This is a genomic window from Sphingobium naphthae (assembly GCF_043589935.1).
GTDB lineage: Bacteria > Pseudomonadota > Alphaproteobacteria > Sphingomonadales > Sphingomonadaceae > Sphingobium > Sphingobium naphthae_A.
Genome location: NZ_CP171454.1, coordinates 1,796,648 through 1,816,423, shown reverse-complemented (window position 1 = coordinate 1,816,423; position 19,776 = coordinate 1,796,648). Strand labels below are relative to the sequence as shown.

Annotated in this window: 21 protein-coding genes; 17 read left to right on the top strand and 4 right to left on the bottom strand. The window is 66.0% G+C overall.

Features of this window, described 5'->3' with window-relative positions; genetic code table 11:
* Nucleotides 1–130: 130 nt before the first annotated feature.
* The 5 genes from petA (at nucleotide 131) to ACGGKE_RS08925 (ending at nucleotide 4,612) form a co-directional block, all read left to right on the top strand.
* The gene (gene petA, locus ACGGKE_RS08945; RefSeq protein ID WP_394437134.1) at nucleotides 131–697 is read left to right on the top strand and encodes a ubiquinol-cytochrome c reductase iron-sulfur subunit; all 567 of its coding nucleotides are present in this window, start codon (nucleotides 131–133) and stop codon (nucleotides 695–697) included.
* Between the two features lie 12 nt (nucleotides 698–709).
* On the top strand, nucleotides 710–2,029 hold the full coding sequence (locus ACGGKE_RS08940; RefSeq protein WP_394437132.1) for a cytochrome bc complex cytochrome b subunit: 1,320 nt from the start codon (nucleotides 710–712) through the stop codon (nucleotides 2,027–2,029).
* Nucleotides 2,030–2,045: 16 nt separating this feature from the next.
* Entirely contained in the window at nucleotides 2,046–2,915 is an 870-nt protein-coding gene (locus tag ACGGKE_RS08935) for a cytochrome c1 (RefSeq protein WP_394437130.1), read from the top strand.
* A 76-nt stretch (nucleotides 2,916–2,991) separates the two neighbouring features.
* On the top strand, nucleotides 2,992–3,528 hold the full coding sequence (locus ACGGKE_RS08930; protein WP_394437128.1) for an adenine phosphoribosyltransferase: 537 nt from the start codon (nucleotides 2,992–2,994) through the stop codon (nucleotides 3,526–3,528).
* Between the two features lie 34 nt (nucleotides 3,529–3,562).
* The gene (locus ACGGKE_RS08925; protein WP_394441860.1) at nucleotides 3,563–4,612 is read left to right on the top strand and encodes an endonuclease/exonuclease/phosphatase family protein; all 1,050 of its coding nucleotides are present in this window, start codon (nucleotides 3,563–3,565) and stop codon (nucleotides 4,610–4,612) included.
* Nucleotides 4,613–4,627: 15 nt separating this feature from the next.
* On the opposite strand, the gene ACGGKE_RS08920 is transcribed toward ACGGKE_RS08925, so the two are convergent.
* Nucleotides 4,628–5,254, bottom strand: a complete 627-nt coding sequence (locus ACGGKE_RS08920) for a 5'-methylthioadenosine/S-adenosylhomocysteine nucleosidase (protein ID WP_394437126.1) — start codon at nucleotides 5,252–5,254, stop codon at nucleotides 4,628–4,630.
* 142 nt (nucleotides 5,255–5,396) lie between these two features.
* On the bottom strand, nucleotides 5,397–7,502 hold the full coding sequence (locus ACGGKE_RS08915; RefSeq protein ID WP_394437124.1) for a RelA/SpoT family protein: 2,106 nt from the start codon (nucleotides 7,500–7,502) through the stop codon (nucleotides 5,397–5,399).
* Nucleotides 7,503–7,612: 110 nt separating this feature from the next.
* On the opposite strand from ACGGKE_RS08915, the gene ACGGKE_RS08910 reads away from it, so the two are divergent.
* From ACGGKE_RS08910 to ACGGKE_RS08895, 4 genes are all read left to right on the top strand, one after another.
* Complete coding sequence (locus ACGGKE_RS08910; RefSeq protein WP_394437122.1) at nucleotides 7,613–8,095, top strand: winged helix-turn-helix transcriptional regulator; 483 nt, start codon at nucleotides 7,613–7,615, stop codon at nucleotides 8,093–8,095.
* Between the two features lie 43 nt (nucleotides 8,096–8,138).
* Nucleotides 8,139–9,245, top strand: a complete 1,107-nt coding sequence (locus tag ACGGKE_RS08905) for a sensor histidine kinase (RefSeq protein WP_394441857.1) — start codon at nucleotides 8,139–8,141, stop codon at nucleotides 9,243–9,245.
* Complete coding sequence (locus ACGGKE_RS08900; protein ID WP_394437120.1) at nucleotides 9,242–10,045, top strand: LytR/AlgR family response regulator transcription factor; 804 nt, start codon at nucleotides 9,242–9,244, stop codon at nucleotides 10,043–10,045. The genes ACGGKE_RS08905 and ACGGKE_RS08900 overlap by 4 nt, the downstream gene beginning before the upstream one ends.
* A 174-nt stretch (nucleotides 10,046–10,219) precedes the next feature.
* Nucleotides 10,220–11,035, top strand: coding sequence for an HpcH/HpaI aldolase/citrate lyase family protein (locus ACGGKE_RS08895; RefSeq protein WP_394437118.1), 816 nt, complete (start codon nucleotides 10,220–10,222; stop codon nucleotides 11,033–11,035).
* A gap of 10 nt (nucleotides 11,036–11,045) precedes the next feature.
* On the opposite strand, the gene ACGGKE_RS08890 is transcribed toward ACGGKE_RS08895, so the two are convergent.
* A complete protein-coding gene (locus tag ACGGKE_RS08890) occupies nucleotides 11,046–11,807 on the bottom strand; it encodes an enoyl-CoA hydratase/isomerase family protein (RefSeq protein ID WP_394437116.1) in 762 nt (253 codons plus the stop codon).
* A gap of 10 nt (nucleotides 11,808–11,817) precedes the next feature.
* Nucleotides 11,818–12,486 (bottom strand): HAD family hydrolase, encoded by a 669-nt coding sequence (locus ACGGKE_RS08885; RefSeq protein WP_394437114.1) that lies wholly within the window; start codon nucleotides 12,484–12,486, stop codon nucleotides 11,818–11,820.
* Nucleotides 12,487–12,637: 151 nt separating this feature from the next.
* On the opposite strand from ACGGKE_RS08885, the gene glmU reads away from it, so the two are divergent.
* The 8 genes from glmU (at nucleotide 12,638) to tatC (ending at nucleotide 19,765) form a co-directional block, all read left to right on the top strand.
* Nucleotides 12,638–13,930, top strand: a complete 1,293-nt coding sequence (gene glmU, locus ACGGKE_RS08880) for a bifunctional UDP-N-acetylglucosamine diphosphorylase/glucosamine-1-phosphate N-acetyltransferase GlmU (RefSeq protein ID WP_394441854.1) — start codon at nucleotides 12,638–12,640, stop codon at nucleotides 13,928–13,930.
* 58 nt (nucleotides 13,931–13,988) lie between these two features.
* A complete protein-coding gene (locus ACGGKE_RS08875; RefSeq protein ID WP_394437112.1) occupies nucleotides 13,989–14,849 on the top strand; it encodes a metallophosphoesterase in 861 nt (286 codons plus the stop codon).
* A 111-nt stretch (nucleotides 14,850–14,960) separates the two neighbouring features.
* Complete coding sequence (glmS, locus tag ACGGKE_RS08870; protein ID WP_394437110.1) at nucleotides 14,961–16,784, top strand: glutamine--fructose-6-phosphate transaminase (isomerizing); 1,824 nt, start codon at nucleotides 14,961–14,963, stop codon at nucleotides 16,782–16,784.
* Nucleotides 16,785–16,834: 50 nt separating this feature from the next.
* The gene (locus ACGGKE_RS08865; protein ID WP_317516232.1) at nucleotides 16,835–17,566 is read left to right on the top strand and encodes a ScpA family protein; all 732 of its coding nucleotides are present in this window, start codon (nucleotides 16,835–16,837) and stop codon (nucleotides 17,564–17,566) included.
* The gene (gene scpB / locus ACGGKE_RS08860) at nucleotides 17,563–18,153 is read left to right on the top strand and encodes an SMC-Scp complex subunit ScpB (protein WP_394437107.1); all 591 of its coding nucleotides are present in this window, start codon (nucleotides 17,563–17,565) and stop codon (nucleotides 18,151–18,153) included. The genes ACGGKE_RS08865 and scpB overlap by 4 nt, the downstream gene beginning before the upstream one ends.
* Before the next feature lie 27 nt (nucleotides 18,154–18,180).
* On the top strand, nucleotides 18,181–18,423 hold the full coding sequence (locus ACGGKE_RS08855; RefSeq protein WP_394437105.1) for a twin-arginine translocase TatA/TatE family subunit: 243 nt from the start codon (nucleotides 18,181–18,183) through the stop codon (nucleotides 18,421–18,423).
* A gap of 29 nt (nucleotides 18,424–18,452) precedes the next feature.
* Nucleotides 18,453–18,989 carry a translocase gene (locus ACGGKE_RS08850; RefSeq protein ID WP_394437103.1) on the top strand — a complete coding sequence of 179 codons (537 nt, stop codon included), beginning with the start codon at nucleotides 18,453–18,455 and terminating at the stop codon, nucleotides 18,987–18,989.
* Complete coding sequence (gene tatC / locus ACGGKE_RS08845) at nucleotides 18,986–19,765, top strand: twin-arginine translocase subunit TatC (RefSeq protein WP_394437101.1); 780 nt, start codon at nucleotides 18,986–18,988, stop codon at nucleotides 19,763–19,765. Before ACGGKE_RS08850 ends, tatC begins: the two co-directional genes overlap by 4 nt.
* Nucleotides 19,766–19,776: the final 11 nt, after the last annotated feature.

The window sequence follows — 19,776 nt, the reverse complement described above, 5'->3', positions numbered from 1 at the left end:
GGTTATCAGGCCCGCGGACCACGCCGGGGGGAAGGCGGGGGCAGCCATGGCTGACAACCCAAATCCCTTGATAATCAGCGCCGGTAACGGCATGCGGTGTGACAGGGAAGTCTTGCAAGGGTAGAGGTGCATGGCGAGCGTAGAGCATTCTGACGGACAAACTCTATCCGGCGGAGAAGAGGTACGCCGCCGCGATTTCATCAATATCGCTGCAGTCAGCTTCGCGGGCATCGGCGCGGTCGCCGTGGTCGTGCCGCTGATCGACCAGATGAACCCCAGCGCCGATGTGCTGGCGCTCGCCTCGACCGAGGTCGACCTGTCCGCCATCCAGCCGGGGCAGGCGATCAAGACCACCTTCCGGTCGCAGCCGCTGTTCGTGCGGCATCTGACGCCCAAGGAAATCGCCGAAGCCGACAAGGTCGACGCTTCCACCCTGCGCGATCCGCAGACGCTGGAGGAACGCACCGTCGATGGCAAGAAGCAGTGGCTGGTGACGATGGGCGTGTGCACTCACCTGGGCTGCGTTCCGCTGGGCGCCGGCGAAGGCGAGAACAAAGGCGAATATGGCGGCTATTTCTGCCCCTGCCACGGTTCGTCCTACGACACGGCCGCCCGCATCCGTAAGGGGCCTGCCCCCAAGAATCTGGAAGTGCCCGAATTCAAATTCACTTCCGACACTGCCATTCTTGTGGGTTGAGGGGGGACCGTCATGAGCTTTCCATGGGCTGAACATTATACTCCCAAGCATCCCGTGATGCAGTGGATGGACGAGAAGCTGCCGCTGCCGCGCCTCGTCTACAATGCGGTCGGCGCTGGCTATCCCGTGCCGCGCAACCTCAACTATTTCTGGAACTTCGGCGTGCTCGCGGGCCTCGCGCTGGTGATCCAGATCGTCACCGGCATCATCATGGCGATGCATTATGGCGCCAATGACCTGGTCGCCTTCGCCACCGTCGAACAGACGATGCGCGACGTCAATTCGGGCTGGCTGATGCGCTACGCTCACGCCAATGGCGCCAGCTTCTTCTTCATCGTCGTCTATCTCCATATCTTCCGCGGGCTTTTCTACGGCTCCTACAAGGCGCCGCGCGAGATGGTGTGGCTGCTGGGCCTCGTCATCTTCCTCCTCATGATGGCGACGGCCTTCATGGGCTATGTGCTGCCCTGGGGGCAGATGAGCTATTGGGGCGCGAAGGTCATCACCGGTCTGTTCGGCGCGATTCCGGTGGTGGGCGAGCCGATCCAGACCTGGCTGCTGGGCGGATTTGCGCCTGGCAACGCATCGCTCAACCGCTTCTTCTCGCTGCACTTCCTGCTGCCCTTCGTGATCGCGGGGGTCATCATCCTGCACATCTGGGCGCTGCATATTCCGGGTTCCTCGAACCCGACCGGCGTGGAAGTGAAGGGGCCGCAGGACACCGTGCCCTTCCACCCCTATTACACGGCGAAGGACGGGTTCGGGGCGGGCGTGTTCCTGATCCTCTTCTCGATCATGCTGTTCTACGCGCCCAATTATCTGGGCCACCCGGACAATTATATCGAAGCCAACCCGCTTTCGACGCCGGCGCATATCGTGCCCGAATGGTATTTCTGGCCCTTCTACGCGATCCTGCGCGCCTTCACCGTCGACTTCTTCTTCGTGCCGGCCAAGCTGCTGGGCGTGCTGGCGATGTTCGCGTCGATCCTGCTGCTCTTCTTCCTGCCCTGGCTCGACAACTCGCCGGTCCGCTCGGGAAATTACCGGCCGGTGTTCAAGAAGTTCTTCCTGATCCTGGTGATCGACGTGCTGATCCTGGGCTATTGCGGCGGCGCGCCGGCGGAAGAACCCTATGTGATGATCAGCCAGGTCGCGGCGGCATATTATTTCGCCCATTTCCTGATCGTCCTGCCGCTGATCTCGCGCTTCGAAAAGCCGCTGCCGCTGCCGGGCTCGATCACCGAATCGGTGCTGCACCGTCACAGCATCAAAGGCGAACAGGACGCGCTGCCCGGCATGGGCGCTGATCCGCAGCCTTCGAACGCCGGTTAAAGGGGGGAACGACACCATGGTTCGCATCGGCGCATTCTTCGTCGGCCTCTTCTTTGCAGGCTGGCTGCTGGTTTCCTTCCTGATGGGCGCGGTGGCCTATGTCGCCGAACCGCCCCAGCCGACGGTGGAGCATGAATTCCATCTGGCGCCCAAACATGTCTCCTTCTCGTTCGAGGGGCCGTTCGGCAAATATGACCGCCGCCAGCTGCAGCGCGGTTTCCAGGTGTTCAAGGAAGTCTGCTCGGCCTGCCACAGCCTGAAGTTCGTCGCTTTCCGCGACCTGGAAGCGCTTGGCTATAATGAGGCGGAAGTGAAGGCGATCGCGAAGCAGTGGGCGATCAAGACACCGGACGTCGATCCCGCCACGGGCGAAATGTCGACGCGCGATCCGGTGCCGGCCGATCATTTCCCCAAGCCCTTCGCGAACAATGTCGCGGCGGCGGCGGCGAACAACAACGCCATCCCGCCCGATCTGTCGCTGATGACCAAGGCCCGCCATCATGGCAGCGCCTATGTCTATTCGCTGATCACCGGCTATCGCAGCCAGCAGGGGTATCGGAACGAAGAGGGCAAGGAACTGCTCAAGGAATTCCCCGATGCCAAGACGCCGGAGGGGCTGCACTTCAACCCCTATTTCGCCAACCTCAACCTGGCGATGGCGCCGCCGCTGACGGCCGATGGCCAGGTGACCTATGGCGATGGCACCAGGGCGACGGTCGACCAGATGGCGCAGGACGTGGCCGCCTTCCTCACCTGGACGGCCGAACCCAAGCTGGAAAACCGCCGGCGCGCAGGCCTGGCGACGATCATCTTCCTGCTGATCGCCACGGGGCTAGCCTATATGGCCTATCAGAATATCTGGGCGGACAAGAAAAAGGCCGTCTGACGGCTCCGCTTCGCGTACGGAAAAAGGAGGGGCGCGGTTCCTTGAGGGAGCCGCGCCCTTTGCCTATGGAGATTCCATGAGCATCGACAGCCTGACCGCCCTCATCCGCACCATTCCGGATTTCCCCAGGCCCGGCATCCAGTTCCGCGACGTCACCACCTTGCTGGCGGACGGCCCGGGTTTCGCCGAACTGGTCGCGCGGCTGGCCAGCGTCGCAAGGCCGCTCGATCCCGACCTGATCGTCGGTATCGAAGCGCGGGGCTTCATCCTGGGCGCGGCGCTGGCCACCGTCCTGGGCAAGGGCTTCGTGCCGGTGCGCAAGGCGGGGAAGCTGCCCGGCAAGACCGTCGGCATCGATTATGTGCTGGAATATGGCACCGATCGGCTTGAACTGCATGAGGGGCAGGTGCCGCCCGATACGCGAGTCATCCTGGTCGACGACCTCATCGCCACCGGCGGCACCGCGCTGGCCGCGGCGCAATTGCTGCGCGAACAGGGAGCCATCGTGCTGATGGCGCTGTTCGCCGTCGACTTGCCGGACCTCGGCGGCAAGGCGCTGCTGGAGGCCGATGGCGTGGCCGCGCAGGCGCTGATCGCGTTCGAAGGCGACTAGGCCGGTGCGAAAAACCCGCCAGCGGTTGACCGACATGCTGCGCCTGGCCGCGCCGGCAAGCGTCCTGTTGCTGGCCGGTTGCGCGACGCCGCTGCCAGAGCGCGCCATGACCTGTGCCGAGGCGCGCCCGCCCGCCTTCGCCGCGCCGGATCGGGAGCGGATCACCACGACGCTGTCGGTCCTCACCTATAATATTGAAGGTCTGGGCTGGCCCGCGCGCTCGGGCCGTGCGGCGTCGCTGCACGAGATCGGAGAGCGGCTGGCGGCGATGCGAAAGGCCGGCCGCGCGCCCGACATCATCCTGTTCCAGGAAATGTTCAGCGGCGCCGCCAAGCAAGCGGTCGCCGCCGCGGGCTATCCCGCGGTCGTCACCGGTCCGCGCCGGACCACGCGCGCGAAGGGCGCGACCAGGAATGCGCTGCCGGGGCATTCGAACATAGGGCGGGGTGAGATCGGCCTGCATCTGACCGGCAGCGGTCTGGCCATCGCCTCGCGCTATCCGATCAAGGCGGTGGACATGCACGCCTATGGGCGCCGGTCCTGCGCCGGCATCGACTGCCTCGCCAACAAGGGCGTCATGCTGGCGCGCATCGCCATTCCGGGCGTGCCGACGCCCATCGACATTTATGATACGCATATGAACAGCCGCGGCGCATCGCGCGCGCCCGCGCCGCGCCATCTCGCCGCCCATGAACGCCAGTCGCTCGAAGCGTCGGCTTTTGTCGATCGCAGCCATGACGATTCCTATCCGCTGATCTTCGGCGGCGATTTCAACATGCGCCATTCGGAGGAGCGGTGGGAGAATTTCTCTCGCTACCAGTCGCTCAATCTGGTCCATCGCGTCTGCGCTGATCCGGCGTCGGGGTGCGACGTTCGCATGTCTTGGGACGGGGACGAACCGTGGATGGATACGCAGGACCTACAATTTTACTGGCCGGGCGACGCGGTGTCTGTGCGTCCCCTGCGTGTCGAGGCGATGTTCGACGGCGGCGAGAGCGGTCCTGAACTGTCGGACCATGACGGGTTTATGGTGACTTACGAACTGTCCTGGCCGCGCCGCATCGGCATGGGCGGCGCCTGCTGAGCGGCGTCGTGTCCTTCAGTCGCCCATCCGCGCCAGCGCATCGGGCAGCAGGTCCACCGCCTGCGCCAGCCGCTCGTCGATCAGGCCCAGCAATTCCATCCAGCTGTTGATGTGATCCAGCTCGCCCGGGCCGTCGGATATGCCGCGCAGGCCCATGAGCGGAATGCCATGCCGGGCGCAGGCGCGGGCGATGGCGAAGCTTTCCATGTCCACCATGTCGGCGTCGATGCCGTCATAGTCATCGCCCCCCACGACATTCGCGCCAGTCGACAGGCGCGCGCGCGGCAGGTCCAGCGGCGTCAGGAGCGGAATGTCGGCGGGATGGTCGGTCATCGGCGTCACGCCCTTGGGAAAGCCCAGGCGCGATGCGTCCATGTCGCGCCACGAAACGCTGGCGACCTGGACAATCTCGCCCAGGGGGCAACGGCGCGACCCGGCTGAACCGAGCGACACCACGAGATCGGGCAGGGCCGTCTGGGCGGCGAGCGCCTGGAGCGCGGCGCCCATGGCGATGCCGGCCTCGATCGGACCGATCCCGGTCATCAGCGGCGTGAAGCGGGCGCGCAAATGCGGTCCATATTCGGCTTCCACAGCCATGACGAACAGCACGCGCCTGCCTAATATTGTCTCGCATTCCACCATGTCGGCCTCCCTATTCTGCCACGCCCGATGCTTCACTGGAGAGCTAGCTGCTCAGTCCGATCCGGCATGTGACAAGTGCAGGAATATCAGAAGGATTTCGGACCCAGATAGGATTGGCAACCGCGCGGGGCGCTGTCTATGCTCAAACCCGATCCGCCTGCACCACCACGTCGATCGCCCGTAGCGCCGACAAAATCCGCATCAGATGCTGCGCATCCGCCACTTCCAGGTCGATGATGTCGGTGTGGAAGGGGCCTTCGCGGTTGACGAGCTGGAGGTTGAGGATGTTCGCCTTGGTCGCGCCGAAGACGTTGGCGACGGCGGCCAGCGCGCCGGGCTGGTTCTTGACGATGACGGAGAGGCGGGCGGTGCCGCCCTTGGACTTGCTGTCCCAGCTCAGGTCCACCCAGTCGTCATCCTGCTCCACCTCCAGCGAGCGGCAGTCGATGGTGTGGACCTCGATCGGCTCGCCGGTGCGGCGCACGCCGACGATGCGGTCGCCGGGCACGGGGTGGCAGCAATCGCCCAGGTTATAGGCGATGCCGGGGGTGAGGCCGCGGATCGACACGGGTTCATGCTGGCGCGGATGGGCTTCCTCCATCCCCTGCGCGCTGGTGGAGCCGGGGACCAGCGCCTCCATCACTTCATGGTCGAGCACGCGGTGGGTGGCGATGGCGACCATCAGCGCGGCGCGATCGTCGAGCTTGAGGCGCTTGAGCGCCGCGGTCAGCGCCTTGTCGCCCAGTTCCTTGGCGAGATCGGGCGAGAAGCGGCTGACGATTTCCTCATAGAGTTTCTCGCCCAGCTTGATTTCCTCGCCGCGCTGCTTCTGGCGGATGAAGCGGCGGATGGCGGCGCGCGCCTTGCCGGTGATCGCGAAGGTGAGCCAGCCGGGCTGGGGCTCCTGCCCCTCCGACTTCAATATCTCGACCTGGTCGCCATTTTCGAGGCTGGTGCGCAGCGGCACGACGCGGCCATTGACCTTTGCCCCCACGGTCTGGTTGCCAAGGCTGGTATGGACGGCATAGGCGAAGTCGACCGGGGTGGAGCCCTTGGGCAGCTGGTGCAGCTCGCCCTTTGGGGTGAAGGCGAAGATGCGGTCCTGATACATCGCCATGCGGGTATGTTCGAGCAGCTCGTCCGCGTCCTGGCTCTGCTCCAGTATCTCGACCAGGTCGCGCAGCCAGGCGGCGTGGTGATCGGTGGCGTCGCCCTTCTGCTTGTAGGCCCAATGGGCGGCGAGGCCGAGTTCGGCGTCGCTGTGCATCGCGCGGCTGCGGATCTGCACCTCTATGCGGGCATTGTCCTGATGGATGACGGTGGTGTGGAGCGAGCGGTAGCCGTTGCGCTTGGGCGTGGAGATATAATCCTTGAAGCGGCCGGGCACCATCTTGAAGGTCTGGTGGATGATGCCAAGCGCGCGGTAGCAATCCTCCGTGCTGTCGGTGATGACGCGGAAGGCCATGACGTCGGTCAGCTGTTCGAAGCTGATGTGGCGCTCCTGCATCTTGCGCCAGATGGAATAGGGATGCTTCTCGCGGCCCGAGACGGTGACGGACAGGCCCTTGCCGCCCAGCAGCAATTGCAGCTCCGCGCCGATGCGGTCGACCTTGTCATGGCCGCCTTCCTTCAGATGCTCCAGGCGCCGGGTGATGCTGTCATAGGCTTCGGGCTCCAGCTCGCGGAAGAAGAGGAGCTGCATCTCCCGCATGAAGTCGTACATGCCGATCCGCTCGGCCAGCGGGGCGTAGATGTCCATCGTTTCGCGGGCGATGCGACGGCGCTTGGCCTCATTCTTGATGAAGTGCAGCGTGCGCATATTGTGCAGCCGGTCGGCCAGCTTGACCAGCAGCACGCGAATGTCGTCCGACATGGCGAGCAGGAATTTGCGCAAATTTTCGGCCGCCCGCTCATTTTCGGACATGGCCTCGATCTTGGACAGTTTGGTAACGCCATCGACCATGCGGGCGACGTCGGGGCCAAAGGCACTCTCTATCTCGTCATAGGTGACGAGCGTGTCCTCGATCGTGTCGTGGAGGAGAGCGGTGACGATGGTCTGGTCGTCGAGGTTGAAGTCGGTCAGGATGCCCGCGACTTCGATGGGATGGCTGAAATAGGGGTCGCCGCTGGCGCGCTTCTGGGAACCATGCTTCTGGACCGAAAAGACATAGGCGCGGTTGATCATCGCCTCATCCGCCTGAGGATCATAGCGCTTCACGCGTTCGACAAGTTCATATTGGCGCAACATCACTGCCGATTGTGTTGGAACCCCCTTGCCGTGCAACAAAAAAACGCCATGTTGCGATAATAAGGTGGCGATTTTGCAACGGCTGTTGCTTTCCGCTATGCGTGAGACCCATGAAACATAATCTGGCCCAGGATCTGGAACAATGCGCGCTCCCCAGCGCGCTGGAGATGATGGGGGAGCGCTGGTCCTTCCTGATCCTGCGCGGCGCCCTGTCGGGCATTCGCCATTTCGAGGAATTCCAGTCGACCCTGGGCATCGCCCGCAATATTCTCGCCAACCGGCTCGCCCGGCTGGTTGAACATGGCATATTGGTGCGCGAGCCGATGCAGTGCGACCGGCGCAAGGTGGAATATCGGCTGACGCAGAAGGGCGAGGAACTGGCCCCTGCGATGATCGCGCTGCGCCAGTGGGGCGAACGCTGGGGCTGCGGCGGGCCCGCCTGCCAGGTGCTGGCGGACAAGCGCGACGGCAAGCCCATTCGCACCATCGCGATTCAGGCGCATGACGGGCGGACGCTGGACCTGTCCGACCTGGTGTGGCTGTGCACCGACGAGGTGACGCCGATGGCGCAGGAGCCGGCCGCCGCTGCCTGACCCGGCTTCCCGCCCGCGCCATAATGGCATAGGCATGGCGGCCATGTCTGTGACCCGCATCCAGCCTCAGCCCTTTTTCGCTGACAAGAACCGCGCATTCTGGAACCTGCAATCGCTCGGATGGGCGGGCGCCTTCCTGCTGCGCGGGTCGTCCACCATCGCCAACGGCCAGCCGCTGTCCAGCCTGATCCCGGTGCTGATCTCCACCGTCACCGGCTATTCGGTGACGCTGATGATGGCGGTGGCGTTCCGCTTCCTGCTCAAGCAGCGGCCGATCGTCACCTGGGGCGTGTCGATCCTGACCGTGGTGCTGGCCGCGGGGCTGGTCGCGTTCATCGATGCCTGGGTCTTTTCGACCCAGAATCGCAGCGGCGACACGGCGGGGCTGCAACTGTTCCTGGGCGCCTTCTACCTGTCGGTGACGCTGATCGGCGCCTGGTCGGCGCTCTATTATGCGATCAATTTCTACCTGACGGTGGAGGAGCAGGCCGACCAGCTGCTGCGGCTGGAAACCCAGGCGTCGAGCGCGCAGCTGGCGATGCTGCGCTACCAGCTCAACCCGCATTTCCTGTTCAACACGCTCAACAGCATATCGACGCTGGTGCTGCTGAAGCAGACCGACCGCGCCAATGCGATGCTGTCGCGCCTGTCGTCCTTCCTGCGCTACACGCTGATCAACGAACCCACCGCGCAAGTGACGATCGAGCAGGAGGTGGAGACGCTCAAACTCTATCTCGAGATCGAAAAGATGCGCTTCGAGGACCGGCTGCGCCCGGCCTTCACCATCGACCCCGCCGTCGCGCACGCGCGGCTGCCGTCGCTGCTGCTGCAGCCGCTGGTCGAAAATGCGATCAAATATGCGGTCACGCCCAAGGAAGAGGGGGCGGACATATCCGTCACCGCGCAACCTGCCGGTGAAAATGTCCGGATCATCGTATCGGACACCGGGCCGGGATTGAACGATGGCGCGATCAAGCCGCACATTCCCATGAGCGAAGGAACGGGCGTGGGCCTGCCGAACATCCGGGACCGGTTAATTCAGGCCTTCGGGGAACGACAGCGCTTTGAAACGCGTTCCACGCCGGGCGGATTTTCGGTCATAATCGAAATTCCGCTTAACATGGATGAAACATCGAAAGTCGCCGCATGACCATCAGAACAATCCTCGTCGACGACGAAAGCCTGGCCATTCAGGGCCTTGCATTGCGTCTGCAAGCGCATGAGGATGTCGAAATCGTCGAAACCTGCACGAATGGCCGCGAAGCCATCCGCGCCATCAAGACGCACAAACCCGACCTTGTGTTCCTCGATATCCAGATGCCGGGCTTTGACGGCTTTTCCGTCGTCCAGGGCATGATGGAGGTGGAGCCGCCGCTGTTCATCTTCGTGACCGCCTATAGCGACCATGCGATCCGCGCGTTCGAGGCGCAGGCGGTCGATTATCTCATGAAGCCGGTGGAGGAAGGGCGCCTCGCCGACGCGCTGGACCGCGTGCGCCAGCGCCTGACCGAAAAGCGGCAGGTGCAGGAAGTGGAAAAGCTGCGCGAGGTTCTGGCCGAAGTGGCGCCCCAGGCGATGACGGACTTCGCCGCGACCGAGGATGGCGCGCCTGCGTCCAACCGCTTCGAAAAGCTCATCAACATCAAGGATCGCGGCCAGATTTTCCGGGTCGACGTGGATTCGATCGAACGCATCGATGCGGCCGGCGACTATATGTGCATTTACACCGCCGACAACAGCCTGATCCTGCGCGAAACGATGAAGGACCTGGAAAAGCGGCTCGACCCGCGCAACTTCCAGCGCGTGCATCGCTCCACCATCGTCAACTTGAGCCAGGTGCGGCAGGTCAAGCCCCACACCAATGGCGAATGTTTCCTGGTGCTGGAAAGCGGCGCGCAAGTGAAGGTCAGCCGCTCCTATCGCGACGTGGTGGCGCGCTTCGTGCACTGAAGGTGGCTAAGCATATCTGTCGGCATCGGGGTGGCGGTTCAAGGCGTGACGCAGTGGATCGCCCGCTCAAACTGCGCCGTCGCATTGCCGGTAGATAGTCCGTAACCGCGCACGCCGGTGCGGAAGGCCTTCCGGCACATTTCGCTCAAGCCATCATGACGGAGAGTCCGCCCCATGCTGCTGCGCCACGCCCGATCGCTGCTGTTCCTGCCCGCGTCCAACCCCCGCGCCATCGCCAAGGCGCGCACCTTGCCCTGCGACATGGTGATCCTGGACTTGGAGGACGCAGTGCCCGAGGAGCGCAAGGGCGAGGCGCTGGACGGCGCGCTCGGCGCGCTGGCCGAAGGCTTTGGCGGCCGGCTGAGCGCGGTGCGGATCAACGCCGAGGGCGCGGCGAGCCATGGGCGCGAGATGATCGGGCTCAAGGGCACGGCGGCGGACTATGTGGTGCTGCCCAAGGTCGAGCATCCCAAGCAGGTGAAGGACGTCTTTTCCGTTACGCAAAAGCCGGTGATCGCGATGATCGAGCGCGCGCGCGGCGTGCTGGCGGCCAACGCCATCGCGGCGGGCGAGGGCTGCGCCGGGCTGTTCATGGGCAATAACGACCTGCGCCGCGACCTGGCCATTCCCGATCAGGCCGGACGGGCCGGCCTGTCCCTCGCGATGCAGACGGTGGTGCTGGCGGCGCGCGCGGCGGGCATTGCAGTGTTCGACGGCGTGTTCAACCGGCTGGAGGACGAAACGGGGCTGGCGGCCGAGTGCGTTGAGGGCCATGCGCTGGGCTTCGATGGCAAGACGCTGATCCACCCCGCGCAGGTGCCGGTCGCCAACCAGGTCTTCGGCCCCGACGCGCAGGCTATCGTCGACGCCCGCCGCCTGATCGAGGCCGCCAGCGGCGGCGCCGAGCGCTTCGAAGGCCGGATGATCGAAACCATGCATGTTGAACAAGCCCGAGCCCTGATCGCTCGCGCCGAAGCGGTGGAGCGCTAAGGGCGATCCTTCAGAAATCCGGGCGGCGTTTTTCGCGGAAGGCGGTGACGCCTTCGGTGAAGTCGGGTCGGGCGAAGGCGTCGCGGAAGAGGGCGAGGGTGGTGGCGTCGTCGTCCGCCTGCCCGTCGAGGATGCGGCAGATGATCGCCTTGGCCGATCGCACGCTGTGCTGGGCATTGGCGGCGATGGCGCGGGCGAGCGTGTCGGCGGCGGCGCGCGGGTCGGGCGCGATCTCGTCGACCAGGCCGATCGCCAGCGCGTCGGCCGCGTCGTGCAGCGCGCCGGTGAAGAGGATGCGCTTGGCCCGCGCCGGGCCGACCAGGTCGACCAGCAGCTTGGTGTCGAACAGCGAATAGACGATGCCCAGCTTTGCGGGCGTGATGCCGATCCGCGCGGCGGGAGCGGCGATGCGCAGGTCGCAGGCGATGGCAAGGCCGCAGCCGCCGCCGACGCAATCGCCGTCGATCGCGGCGATCACCGGCTTTTCGGCATGAGCCAGCGCATATTGGGTGGACCGGATCGCCGCCTGGTTGGCGACGCGCCAGTCGGCGTCGGCCGAACAGCGCGCGAATTCGTCAATGTCCGCGCCAGCGCAGAACAGGCCGGGCGCGGCGGAGGCGAGGATCAGCACGCGCACCGCATCGTCCGCCATCGCTTCGCCGATGAGGCGCGGCATCTCCTCCCACATCGCCTGGTTCATCGCGTTGCGGCGCGCGGGCCGGTCGATCAGCAGGCGGGCGATGGCGCCGTCCCGCTCCAGGCGCAGGGTCATGGCCGCCGCCTCATCCCGGCCAGCGCTCCAGCAGCGGCACAAGCTCGTCGAAATGGTGGATGACGGCGTCCGCCTCCAGTTGCTCGACCGGCCCATCGAGGAAGCCGAAGCCGACCGCGACATTGGCGATGCCCGCATTGCGCGCGCCGGCGATGTCGTTGATCGTGTCGCCCACGAAGACGGCGCGGCCGCCGCCCGCGCGCTCGACCATCGCGCGCATCGGCGCGGGATCGGGCTTGGACGCGCCGACCGTGTCGCCGCCAACGATCGCGGCGAAGCGATCGGACAGGCCGATCTGGCGCATCAGGGGAAGGGTGAACCGCTCCGCCTTGTTGGTGCAGATGGCGAGCCGCACGCCGCGCCCGGCCAGTTCGTCCAGCGCCTGCACGAGTCCCGGATAGGGCACCGAATGGATCGCCAGATTCTGCGCATAATGATCGAGCAGGATCGGCAGCAGCTGCGTCAGCAACGCTTCGTCATAGCCGCCCGACGCGTCCAGCGCGCGCTGCAGCATGACGCGCGCGCCCTTGCCGACGAAGGGATGGATGTCGGCGGCGGGAAAGGGCGCCCGGCCGATCGTGCCGATCGCATGGTTGACCGCGGCTGCCAGATCGCCGCTGGTGTCGATCAATGTGCCGTCCAGGTCGAAGCCGACAATGTCGAAGGGAATGCTGCTCATGGCCGCGCTCCATGCCGCGTGCGCGGTGGCAAAGGCAAGGCAAACATGGCACAGAGCGCGCAGCACTCGCCATCATCGGGAAACATTCGTGACCAGTTCCGCCGCTCGCCCGCTCGCCGTCATCATCCTCGCCGCCGGGCAGGGGACGCGGATGAAATCGTCGCTGCACAAGGTGCTGCATCCGGTCGCCGGGCGGCCGATGCTGCTGCACCTGCTGGAAAGCGCGGCGGCGCTGTCGCCGGAGCGGCAGGTTGTCGTCGTCGGCGCGGGCCGGGACCAGGTGGAGCGGGCGGTGGCTGGCACCGGCGTGCGCGTCGCGGTGCAGGATCAGCAACTGGGCACCGGCCATGCCGTCGCCCAGGCGCATGACGCGCTGGCGGGTTTCGCGGGCGACGTGCTGATCCTCTATGGCGACGTGCCGCTGGTGCGCGCGGAAACGATGCGCGCCATGCTGGACCGCCTCAATCGCGGGGACGAGCCGCGCGCCGTGGTGCTGGGCTTCCGACCGGATGACGCGGCGGCCTATGGCCGCATCATCGCCGACGGGCAGGGCATCATCGAGAAAATGGTGGAATATAAGGATGCGAGCGAAGCGGAGCGGGCCGTCACCTTGTGCAACAGCGGCCTGATGGCGGTGCGTTCGACCGACCTGTTCGTGCTGCTCGACCGGATCGGCAACGACAATGCGGCCGGCGAATATTATCTGCCCGACATCGTCATGCTGCCCGGCGGCGCGAGCGCGGTGATAGAGACGCAGGCCTGGGAAGTGGCGGGCGTCAACAGCCGGGTCGAACTGGCCGGGGTGGAGGCGCTGTGGCAGGCGCGCCGCCGGGTCGAGGCGATGCGCGAGGGCGTGACGCTGCTCGCGCCCGACACCGTGTTCTTCGCGCACGACACGCGGCTGGGCCGCGACGTGGTGGTGGGCCCGCATGTCGTTTTCGGCCCCGGCGTGACGGTGGCGGATGATGTGACGATCCACGCCCTTTCGCATCTGGAGGGCGCAGCGGTGGCGTCGGGCGCGGAGATCGGCCCCTATGCGCGGCTGCGGCCGGGGGCGGAGATCGGCGCCAGGGCCAAGGTCGGCAATTTCGTCGAGATCAAGAAGGCGACGCTGGGCGACGGGGCCAAGGCCAATCACCTGTCCTATATCGGCGACGCCAGCGTCGGCGCGGGCGCCAATATCGGCGCGGGAACGATCACCTGCAATTATGACGGCTTCTTCAAATATCGCACGGAGATCGGCGCGGGGGCTTTCATCGGCTCCAACAGCGCACTGGTCGCGCCGGCCAGTATCGGCGAAGGCGCGATCGTCGCTGCGGGCAGCGTGGTGACTCGGCCGGTGGAGGCGGATTCGCTGTGCCTGGTGCGCCCCGAACAGGTGGGCAAGGTCGGTTGGGCCGCCCGGTTCCGCGAACGGATGCGGGCGAAGAAAGCGGGGAAATGACGAGCCGCCTCCTGCTTGTGTCTGTCCCTGTGCCTATGTCGGGGCAGGCGCCCGGCGCATGATCCGCAGGCTGCTGCTGGCGCTGGGCATATTGGCGTTGCTGGGCATCGGCTTTGCCCTGTGGCTACTGCACAATGCGCGCGCCATGCCGGTCGTGCGCCGGGCGGAGATCGCGCTGCCCTTTCCCGCGAGCGCGTCGCGCCGGCCCGTCACCGTCGCGCTGATGACCGACACCCATTTGTCGGGGCCGGACAACAGCCCGCAGCGCATGGCGCGCATCGCGGGGCAGATCAACGCGCTGCGGCCCGACCTCATCCTGCTGGGCGGCGACTATATCGGCGATGACAAGGGCGCGGCCATCTACGACGCGCGCGCCAGCATCGCGCCCTTCGCGGCGCTGCGCGCGCCGCTGGGGGTGGTTGCCGTGCTCGGCAATCATGACAGCCGCAGCCGCCAGAATCGCCGGGCGCTCGGCGCGTCGGACTGGCAGGCGGCATTCGGCGCGATCAGCATCACCCTGCTGCAGGATGGCGCGGTGCGGCGCGGGCCGCTGGCGATCGCGGGGCTGAAGGACATTTACACCCGCAAGCCCGCGATCGACGGCGCGCTGGCGGCGATGCGCGCGGTCGGCGGCGCGCCGATCATCCTGTCGCACGGGTCCGATGTTTTTCCGCGCCTGCCCGACGCGCCGTCGCTGACGCTGGTCGGCCACACCCATTGCGGGCAGATCGCCTTCCCGATCGCCGGCATCGTCTATGTGCCGTCGAAATATGGGACGCGCTATGCCTGCGGCCGTTATTCCAAGGGCGCGCGGACGATGATCGTTGCCGCCGGGGTGGGGACCAGCGGCCTGCCCTTCCGCATGCTCGCCCCGCCCGACATCTGGCTGATCACCATCCGCCCGCTGCCGGCGAAATAGTTGCGCGCCGCTGTTGGCGCGCGGGCGCGGAGCCTTTAATGGCTGGAACATCGCCTGGCCGCCGATCGCGGCGCACCGGGCGCAGCGGGATATTATCGGGGCTTTTCCTTCATGTGCGGCATTATCGGGATCATCGGCAGGGACGACGTGGCGGAACGGCTGGTCGATGGTTTGAAGCGGCTCGAATATCGCGGCTATGACAGCGCCGGCGTCGCCACCATCCATGATGGCGCGATCGAGCGCCGCCGCGCCGAGGGCAAGCTCAACAATCTGGTGAAGGAACTGGTGGCCGAGCCGCTGCCGGGCAGCACCGGCATTGCTCATACGCGCTGGGCCACCCATGGCGCGCCGACGACCAGCAACGCCCACCCCCATGCCACCGCGCAGGTGGCGCTGGTGCACAATGGCATCATCGAGAATTTCAAGCCGCTGCGCGAGGAGCTGGTCGCGCGCGGCCGCGTGTTCGACAGCCAGACCGACACCGAAGTGGTCGCCCATCTGGTGAGCGAGAAGGTGGAGCAGGGCGCGTCCCCGGTGGAGGCGGTGCGCGACGTGCTGCCGCGCCTGCACGGCGCCTTTGCGCTCGCCATCGCCTTTCGCGCGCATCCCGACCTTCTGATCGGCGCGCGGCTGGGGTCGCCGCTGGTCGTCGGCTATGGCGACGGCGAAACCTTCCTGGGGTCGGACGCGCTGGCGCTCGCGCCGCTGACCCAGCGCATCGCCTATCTGGAGGAAGGCGACTGGGTCGTCATCACACGCGAGGGCGCAGAGATTTTCGACAAGGACAATGTCCCCGTCGACCGGCCGGTGACGATCTCCGGCGTGTCGGGCGCGATGATCGACAAGGGCAATCATCGCCATTTCATGCAGAAGGAAATCTATGAGCAGCCGGTCGTCGTCGCCCAGACGCTGCGATCCTATCTGCGCCGCATGGAGAACCAGATCGCCATGCCCGACATGGATTTCGATCTGGGCGGGGTGAAGCGCATCACCATCGTCGCGTGCGGCACCAGCTTCTATGCGGGCCTTGTCGCCAAATATTGGATCGAGAAATTCGCCCGCGTCCCCGTCGACATCGATGTGGCGAGCGAGTTCCGCTATCGCGAGCCGGTGCTGGAGCCGGGCGGCCTTGCCCTGTTCATCAGCCAGTCGGGCGAAACCGCCGACACGCTGGCCGCGCTGCGCCATGCCCGCGCCGAGGGACAGATCATCGCGGTGGTCGTCAACGTGCCGACCAGTTCGATGGCGCGCGAGGCGGACCTGCTGCTGCCCACTCATGCCGGGCCGGAAATCGGCGTCGCATCGACCAAGGCCTTCACTTGCCAGCTGGCGGTGCTGGCGGCGCTGGCCGCGAACCTGGCGCGCGCCAAGGGCAAGCTGACGCCGGAGGAGGAGGCGGAAATCGTCTGGCACCTGTCGGAAGCGCCCGCCGCCCTCAACGAGGCGCTGGGCCGCGACGGGCAGATCGAGGCGATGGCGCATCTGATCGCGCCTGCGCGCGACGTCCTCTATCTGGGGCGCGGGCCCGATTATCCGATGGCGTTGGAGGGCGCGCTCAAGCTCAAGGAAATCAGCTATATCCACGCCGAAGGCTATGCCGCGGGCGAAATGAAGCATGGCCCGATCGCGCTGATCGACGACGCCGTCCCGGTAATCGTGATCGCGCCCAGCGGCCCGCTGTTCGAAAAGACGGTCAGCAACATGGCCGAAGTGCAGGCGCGCGGCGGCAAGGTGGTGCTGATTTCCGACGCCGAAGGCATCGCCATCGCCGGCGAAGGCTGCATGGCGACGATCGAAATGCCGCAGGTCCATCCGCTGATCGCGCCTCTGGTCTATGCGGTGCCGGTGCAGCTGCTCGCCTATCATGTGGCGGTGGCCAAGGGCACGGACGTCGACCAGCCCCGCAACCTCGCCAAGTCGGTGACGGTGGAGTGAGCGAGGATCTGTTCGCGCCGCCCGAGGACAGCCGCGCGGCGCGGCCGGAGATGCTGACGGTCAGCTTCGCCCATTGGGAAGGGCCGCTGGACCTGCTGCTGACGCTGGCGCGCAGCCAGAAGGTCGACCTGCGCGAAATATCCATCCTCGCGCTCACGCAGCAATATCTGGCCTTCATCGAAGGGGCGCGGCAGCTCAAGCTGGAACTGGCCGCCGATTATCTGGTGATGGCGGCCTGGCTCGCCTATCTCAAGTCCGCGCTGCTGCTGCCCCGCGCCGAGCAGCCGGACCCCAGCCCCGAGGAACTGGCGCTGCGCCTGCAATTGCGGCTGCAGCGGCTTCACGCCATGCGCGACGCGGCGGCGCGGCTGATGGCGCGCGACCGCATTGGCCGCGACGTGTTCCGCCGCCGCCGGCCCGAAGGGTTGCGGCTGGTGAAGAAGGCGCAGTGGCGGGCGAGCCTCTATGATCTCATCCAGGCCTATGGCCAGATCCGCGCGCGCACCCAGCCGGTGGTCCACACCATCGCCGTGCGCCCGGTGATGACGCTGGACGAAGCGATCCAGCGCGTCGGCGCGCTGGTGGGCGCGGCGCTGGACTGGACGCGGCTCGAATCCTTCCTACCCGACCATCTCGATGCGCCCAAGGCACGATCGGCCCTGGCGAGCAGCTTCGTCGCCGCGCTGGAACTGGCGCGGCAGGGGCGGCTCGACATCCAGCAGGACGGGATATTCCAGCCCATTTACCTGCGCGCTGCCGCGCCGGGGAGGGCCCAGGCATGACCGCGGAACCCGATGATTATCTGCGCGCGGTCGAAGCCGCCCTGTTCGTCGCCGAAGCGCCGATGACGCCGGGCGAGCTGACGCTGCATGTCGGCGAAGGCGACATTGCCGGCGCGCTGGCGGCCCTTGCCGACGCTTATGCCGGGCGCGGGGTCAATCTGGTCGAGCGGGGCGGGCGCTGGCATTTCCAGACCGCGCCTGATCTCGCCCATATCCTGCGCCGCGAAAAGGACGAGCCGCGCAAATTGTCGCGCGCGGCGATGGAGACGCTGGCGATCATTGCCTATCATGAGCCGGTCAGCCGCGCCGAGATCGAGGCGATCCGCGGCGTTCAGGTGGCGAAAGGCACGCTGGACGTGCTGATGGAGGCGGGCTGGGTGCGGCCGGCGGGACGCCGCGAAGTGCCGGGTCGGCCGTTGATATACGCGACCAGCGTAGAATTCCTGTCACATTTCGGCCTTAGCAGCCGCCGTGACCTGCCGGGGATAGAGGATCTGCGCGCCGCCGGGCTGCTCGATCCGGTCGATCTGGCGCTGGAGGGTCTGGGCGGCCAATCCGTTCTGGAAAATGACGAGGAAGAGGCCTAGATAGGCCCTCTGCTAGGAGTAAATATTATGGGTTCCTTCTCGCTGATGCACTGGGTGATCGTGCTCCTGGTCGTCATGCTGCTGTTTGGCGGCGGTCGCATTTCGGGCCTGATGGGCGACGTGGCCAAGGGCATCAAGAGTTTCAAGAAGGGCATGGCCGACGACGAGGATGATGTCGCTGCCGCCAAGCCCGCGACCCGGATCGAGGGCCATCGCGTGCCCGAACAGGACGCGCCCAGCGCGACCACGGAAGAAAAGACCAAGGCCTGATCCTTCAACCTCCGGGCCGGTAGTCGCGCATGTTTGGCATCGATTCGACCGAATTTCTGGTGATCGTGATCATTGCGGTGATCGTGATCGGTCCGAAGGACCTGCCGCGCGCGCTTTACAAGGTGGGGCAGATCGTGGGCAAGGCACAGGGCATGGCGCGCCATTTCCGCACCGGCATCGACGCCATGGTGCGGGAAGTGGAGCTGGAGGAGCTGGAAAAGAAATGGGCGGCGCAGAATAAGCGCATCATGGACGATCATCCGCCCGCGCCCGCCACCGACGCGCTGCCTTCGCCCGACGATGTCACTCCGTTGGCCGACACCGCCGCCGGCGCCGACACCGCCGACACCGCCGAAGCGGAGGCGCCCGCCGCGTCCGAAAAGCCGCCCTATGTCGCCGAGCCCGCCAAGCCCGCGCCCAAGCCGGCCTTCGTCGCCGAATCGCGGCCCGCACCTGCACCCGCGCCCGCAGCATCGCCCGCCACCGACAGCCCGCCCTATGTGGCGCAGGCGCCCGCCGCGCCCGACGGCGTCGCCGAAGCCCGCAAGGGTGACGCCGCGGCATGATCAACGACATTGACGACAGCAAGGCGCCCCTGCTCGACCATCTGATCGAGCTGCGCAGCCGCCTGCTCAAATGCGTCTATGCGCTGGTGATCACCGGCGCGCTTTGCTTCTATTTTTCCGAACAGCTTTTCGCCATTCTGGTCCATCCGCTCAAGGAAGCCTTTGGCGACGGCGGCGGCCGGCTGGTCTATACCAAGCTGTACGAAGCCTTTTTCGTGCAGGTGAAGATCGCCTTCTTCGGCGCCTTCTGCCTGTCTTTTCCGATCATCGCCAACCAGCTCTGGGCCTTTGTCGCGCCGGGGCTCTATGCGCGGGAAAAGAAGGCGCTGCTGCCCTTCATCCTGGCGACGCCCTTCCTCTTCGCCATGGGCGCCAGCCTCGCCTATTTCGTGGTGATGCCCACTGCCTTCCACTTCTTCCTGGAATTTCAGGGCGACAGCAGCGGCTTGTCGGTGGAGGCGCTGCCCAGCGCCGACGCTTATCTCGGCCTTGTCATGCAGTTCATCCTCGCCTTCGGCATCAGCTTCCTGATGCCGGTGCTGCTGATGCTGCTCAACCGCGCGGGCTTCGTGACGCGGGCGCAGCTGATCGGCCTGCGTCGCTACATGATCGTCGCCGCCTTCGTCCTGGCAGCGGTCCTGACCCCGCCCGACGTCGTGTCGCAGCTGATGCTCGCCATCCCGCTACTGCTGCTCTACGAAGTCACGATCATCGCCATCTGGTTCACCGACCGCAACAAGAGCGACGCCGAGGACGCGGAAGAAGCCGCCGCCTGACCGGCAAGAGG

Bases quoted from the DNA above. Each gene is read 5' to 3' on its own strand.
- glmS (WP_394437110.1), top strand. From the start codon at position 14,961: ATGTGCGGCATTATCGGGATCATCGGCAGGGACGACGTGGCGGAACGG.
- ACGGKE_RS08900 (WP_394437120.1), top strand. From the start codon at position 9,242: ATGACCATCAGAACAATCCTCGTCGACGACGAAAGCCTGGCCATTCAG.
- ACGGKE_RS08875 (WP_394437112.1), top strand. From the start codon at position 13,989: ATGATCCGCAGGCTGCTGCTGGCGCTGGGCATATTGGCGTTGCTGGGC.
- tatC (WP_394437101.1), top strand. From the start codon at position 18,986: ATGATCAACGACATTGACGACAGCAAGGCGCCCCTGCTCGACCATCTG.
- ACGGKE_RS08865 (WP_317516232.1), top strand. From the start codon at position 16,835: ATGCTGACGGTCAGCTTCGCCCATTGGGAAGGGCCGCTGGACCTGCTG.
- ACGGKE_RS08855 (WP_394437105.1), top strand. From the start codon at position 18,181: ATGGGTTCCTTCTCGCTGATGCACTGGGTGATCGTGCTCCTGGTCGTC.
- glmU (WP_394441854.1), top strand. From the start codon at position 12,638: ATGAAATCGTCGCTGCACAAGGTGCTGCATCCGGTCGCCGGGCGGCCG.
- ACGGKE_RS08930 (WP_394437128.1), top strand. From the start codon at position 2,992: ATGAGCATCGACAGCCTGACCGCCCTCATCCGCACCATTCCGGATTTC.
- ACGGKE_RS08925 (WP_394441860.1), top strand. From the start codon at position 3,563: ATGCTGCGCCTGGCCGCGCCGGCAAGCGTCCTGTTGCTGGCCGGTTGC.
- ACGGKE_RS08850 (WP_394437103.1), top strand. From the start codon at position 18,453: ATGTTTGGCATCGATTCGACCGAATTTCTGGTGATCGTGATCATTGCG.
- ACGGKE_RS08915 (WP_394437124.1), bottom strand. From the start codon at position 7,502: ATGTTGCGCCAATATGAACTTGTCGAACGCGTGAAGCGCTATGATCCT.
- ACGGKE_RS08920 (WP_394437126.1), bottom strand. From the start codon at position 5,254: ATGGTGGAATGCGAGACAATATTAGGCAGGCGCGTGCTGTTCGTCATG.
- ACGGKE_RS08940 (WP_394437132.1), top strand. From the start codon at position 710: ATGAGCTTTCCATGGGCTGAACATTATACTCCCAAGCATCCCGTGATG.
- scpB (WP_394437107.1), top strand. From the start codon at position 17,563: ATGACCGCGGAACCCGATGATTATCTGCGCGCGGTCGAAGCCGCCCTG.
- petA (WP_394437134.1), top strand. From the start codon at position 131: ATGGCGAGCGTAGAGCATTCTGACGGACAAACTCTATCCGGCGGAGAA.
- ACGGKE_RS08885 (WP_394437114.1), bottom strand. From the start codon at position 12,486: ATGAGCAGCATTCCCTTCGACATTGTCGGCTTCGACCTGGACGGCACA.
- ACGGKE_RS08895 (WP_394437118.1), top strand. From the start codon at position 10,220: ATGCTGCTGCGCCACGCCCGATCGCTGCTGTTCCTGCCCGCGTCCAAC.
- ACGGKE_RS08910 (WP_394437122.1), top strand. From the start codon at position 7,613: ATGAAACATAATCTGGCCCAGGATCTGGAACAATGCGCGCTCCCCAGC.
- ACGGKE_RS08890 (WP_394437116.1), bottom strand. From the start codon at position 11,807: ATGACCCTGCGCCTGGAGCGGGACGGCGCCATCGCCCGCCTGCTGATC.
- ACGGKE_RS08935 (WP_394437130.1), top strand. From the start codon at position 2,046: ATGGTTCGCATCGGCGCATTCTTCGTCGGCCTCTTCTTTGCAGGCTGG.
- ACGGKE_RS08905 (WP_394441857.1), top strand. From the start codon at position 8,139: ATGTCTGTGACCCGCATCCAGCCTCAGCCCTTTTTCGCTGACAAGAAC.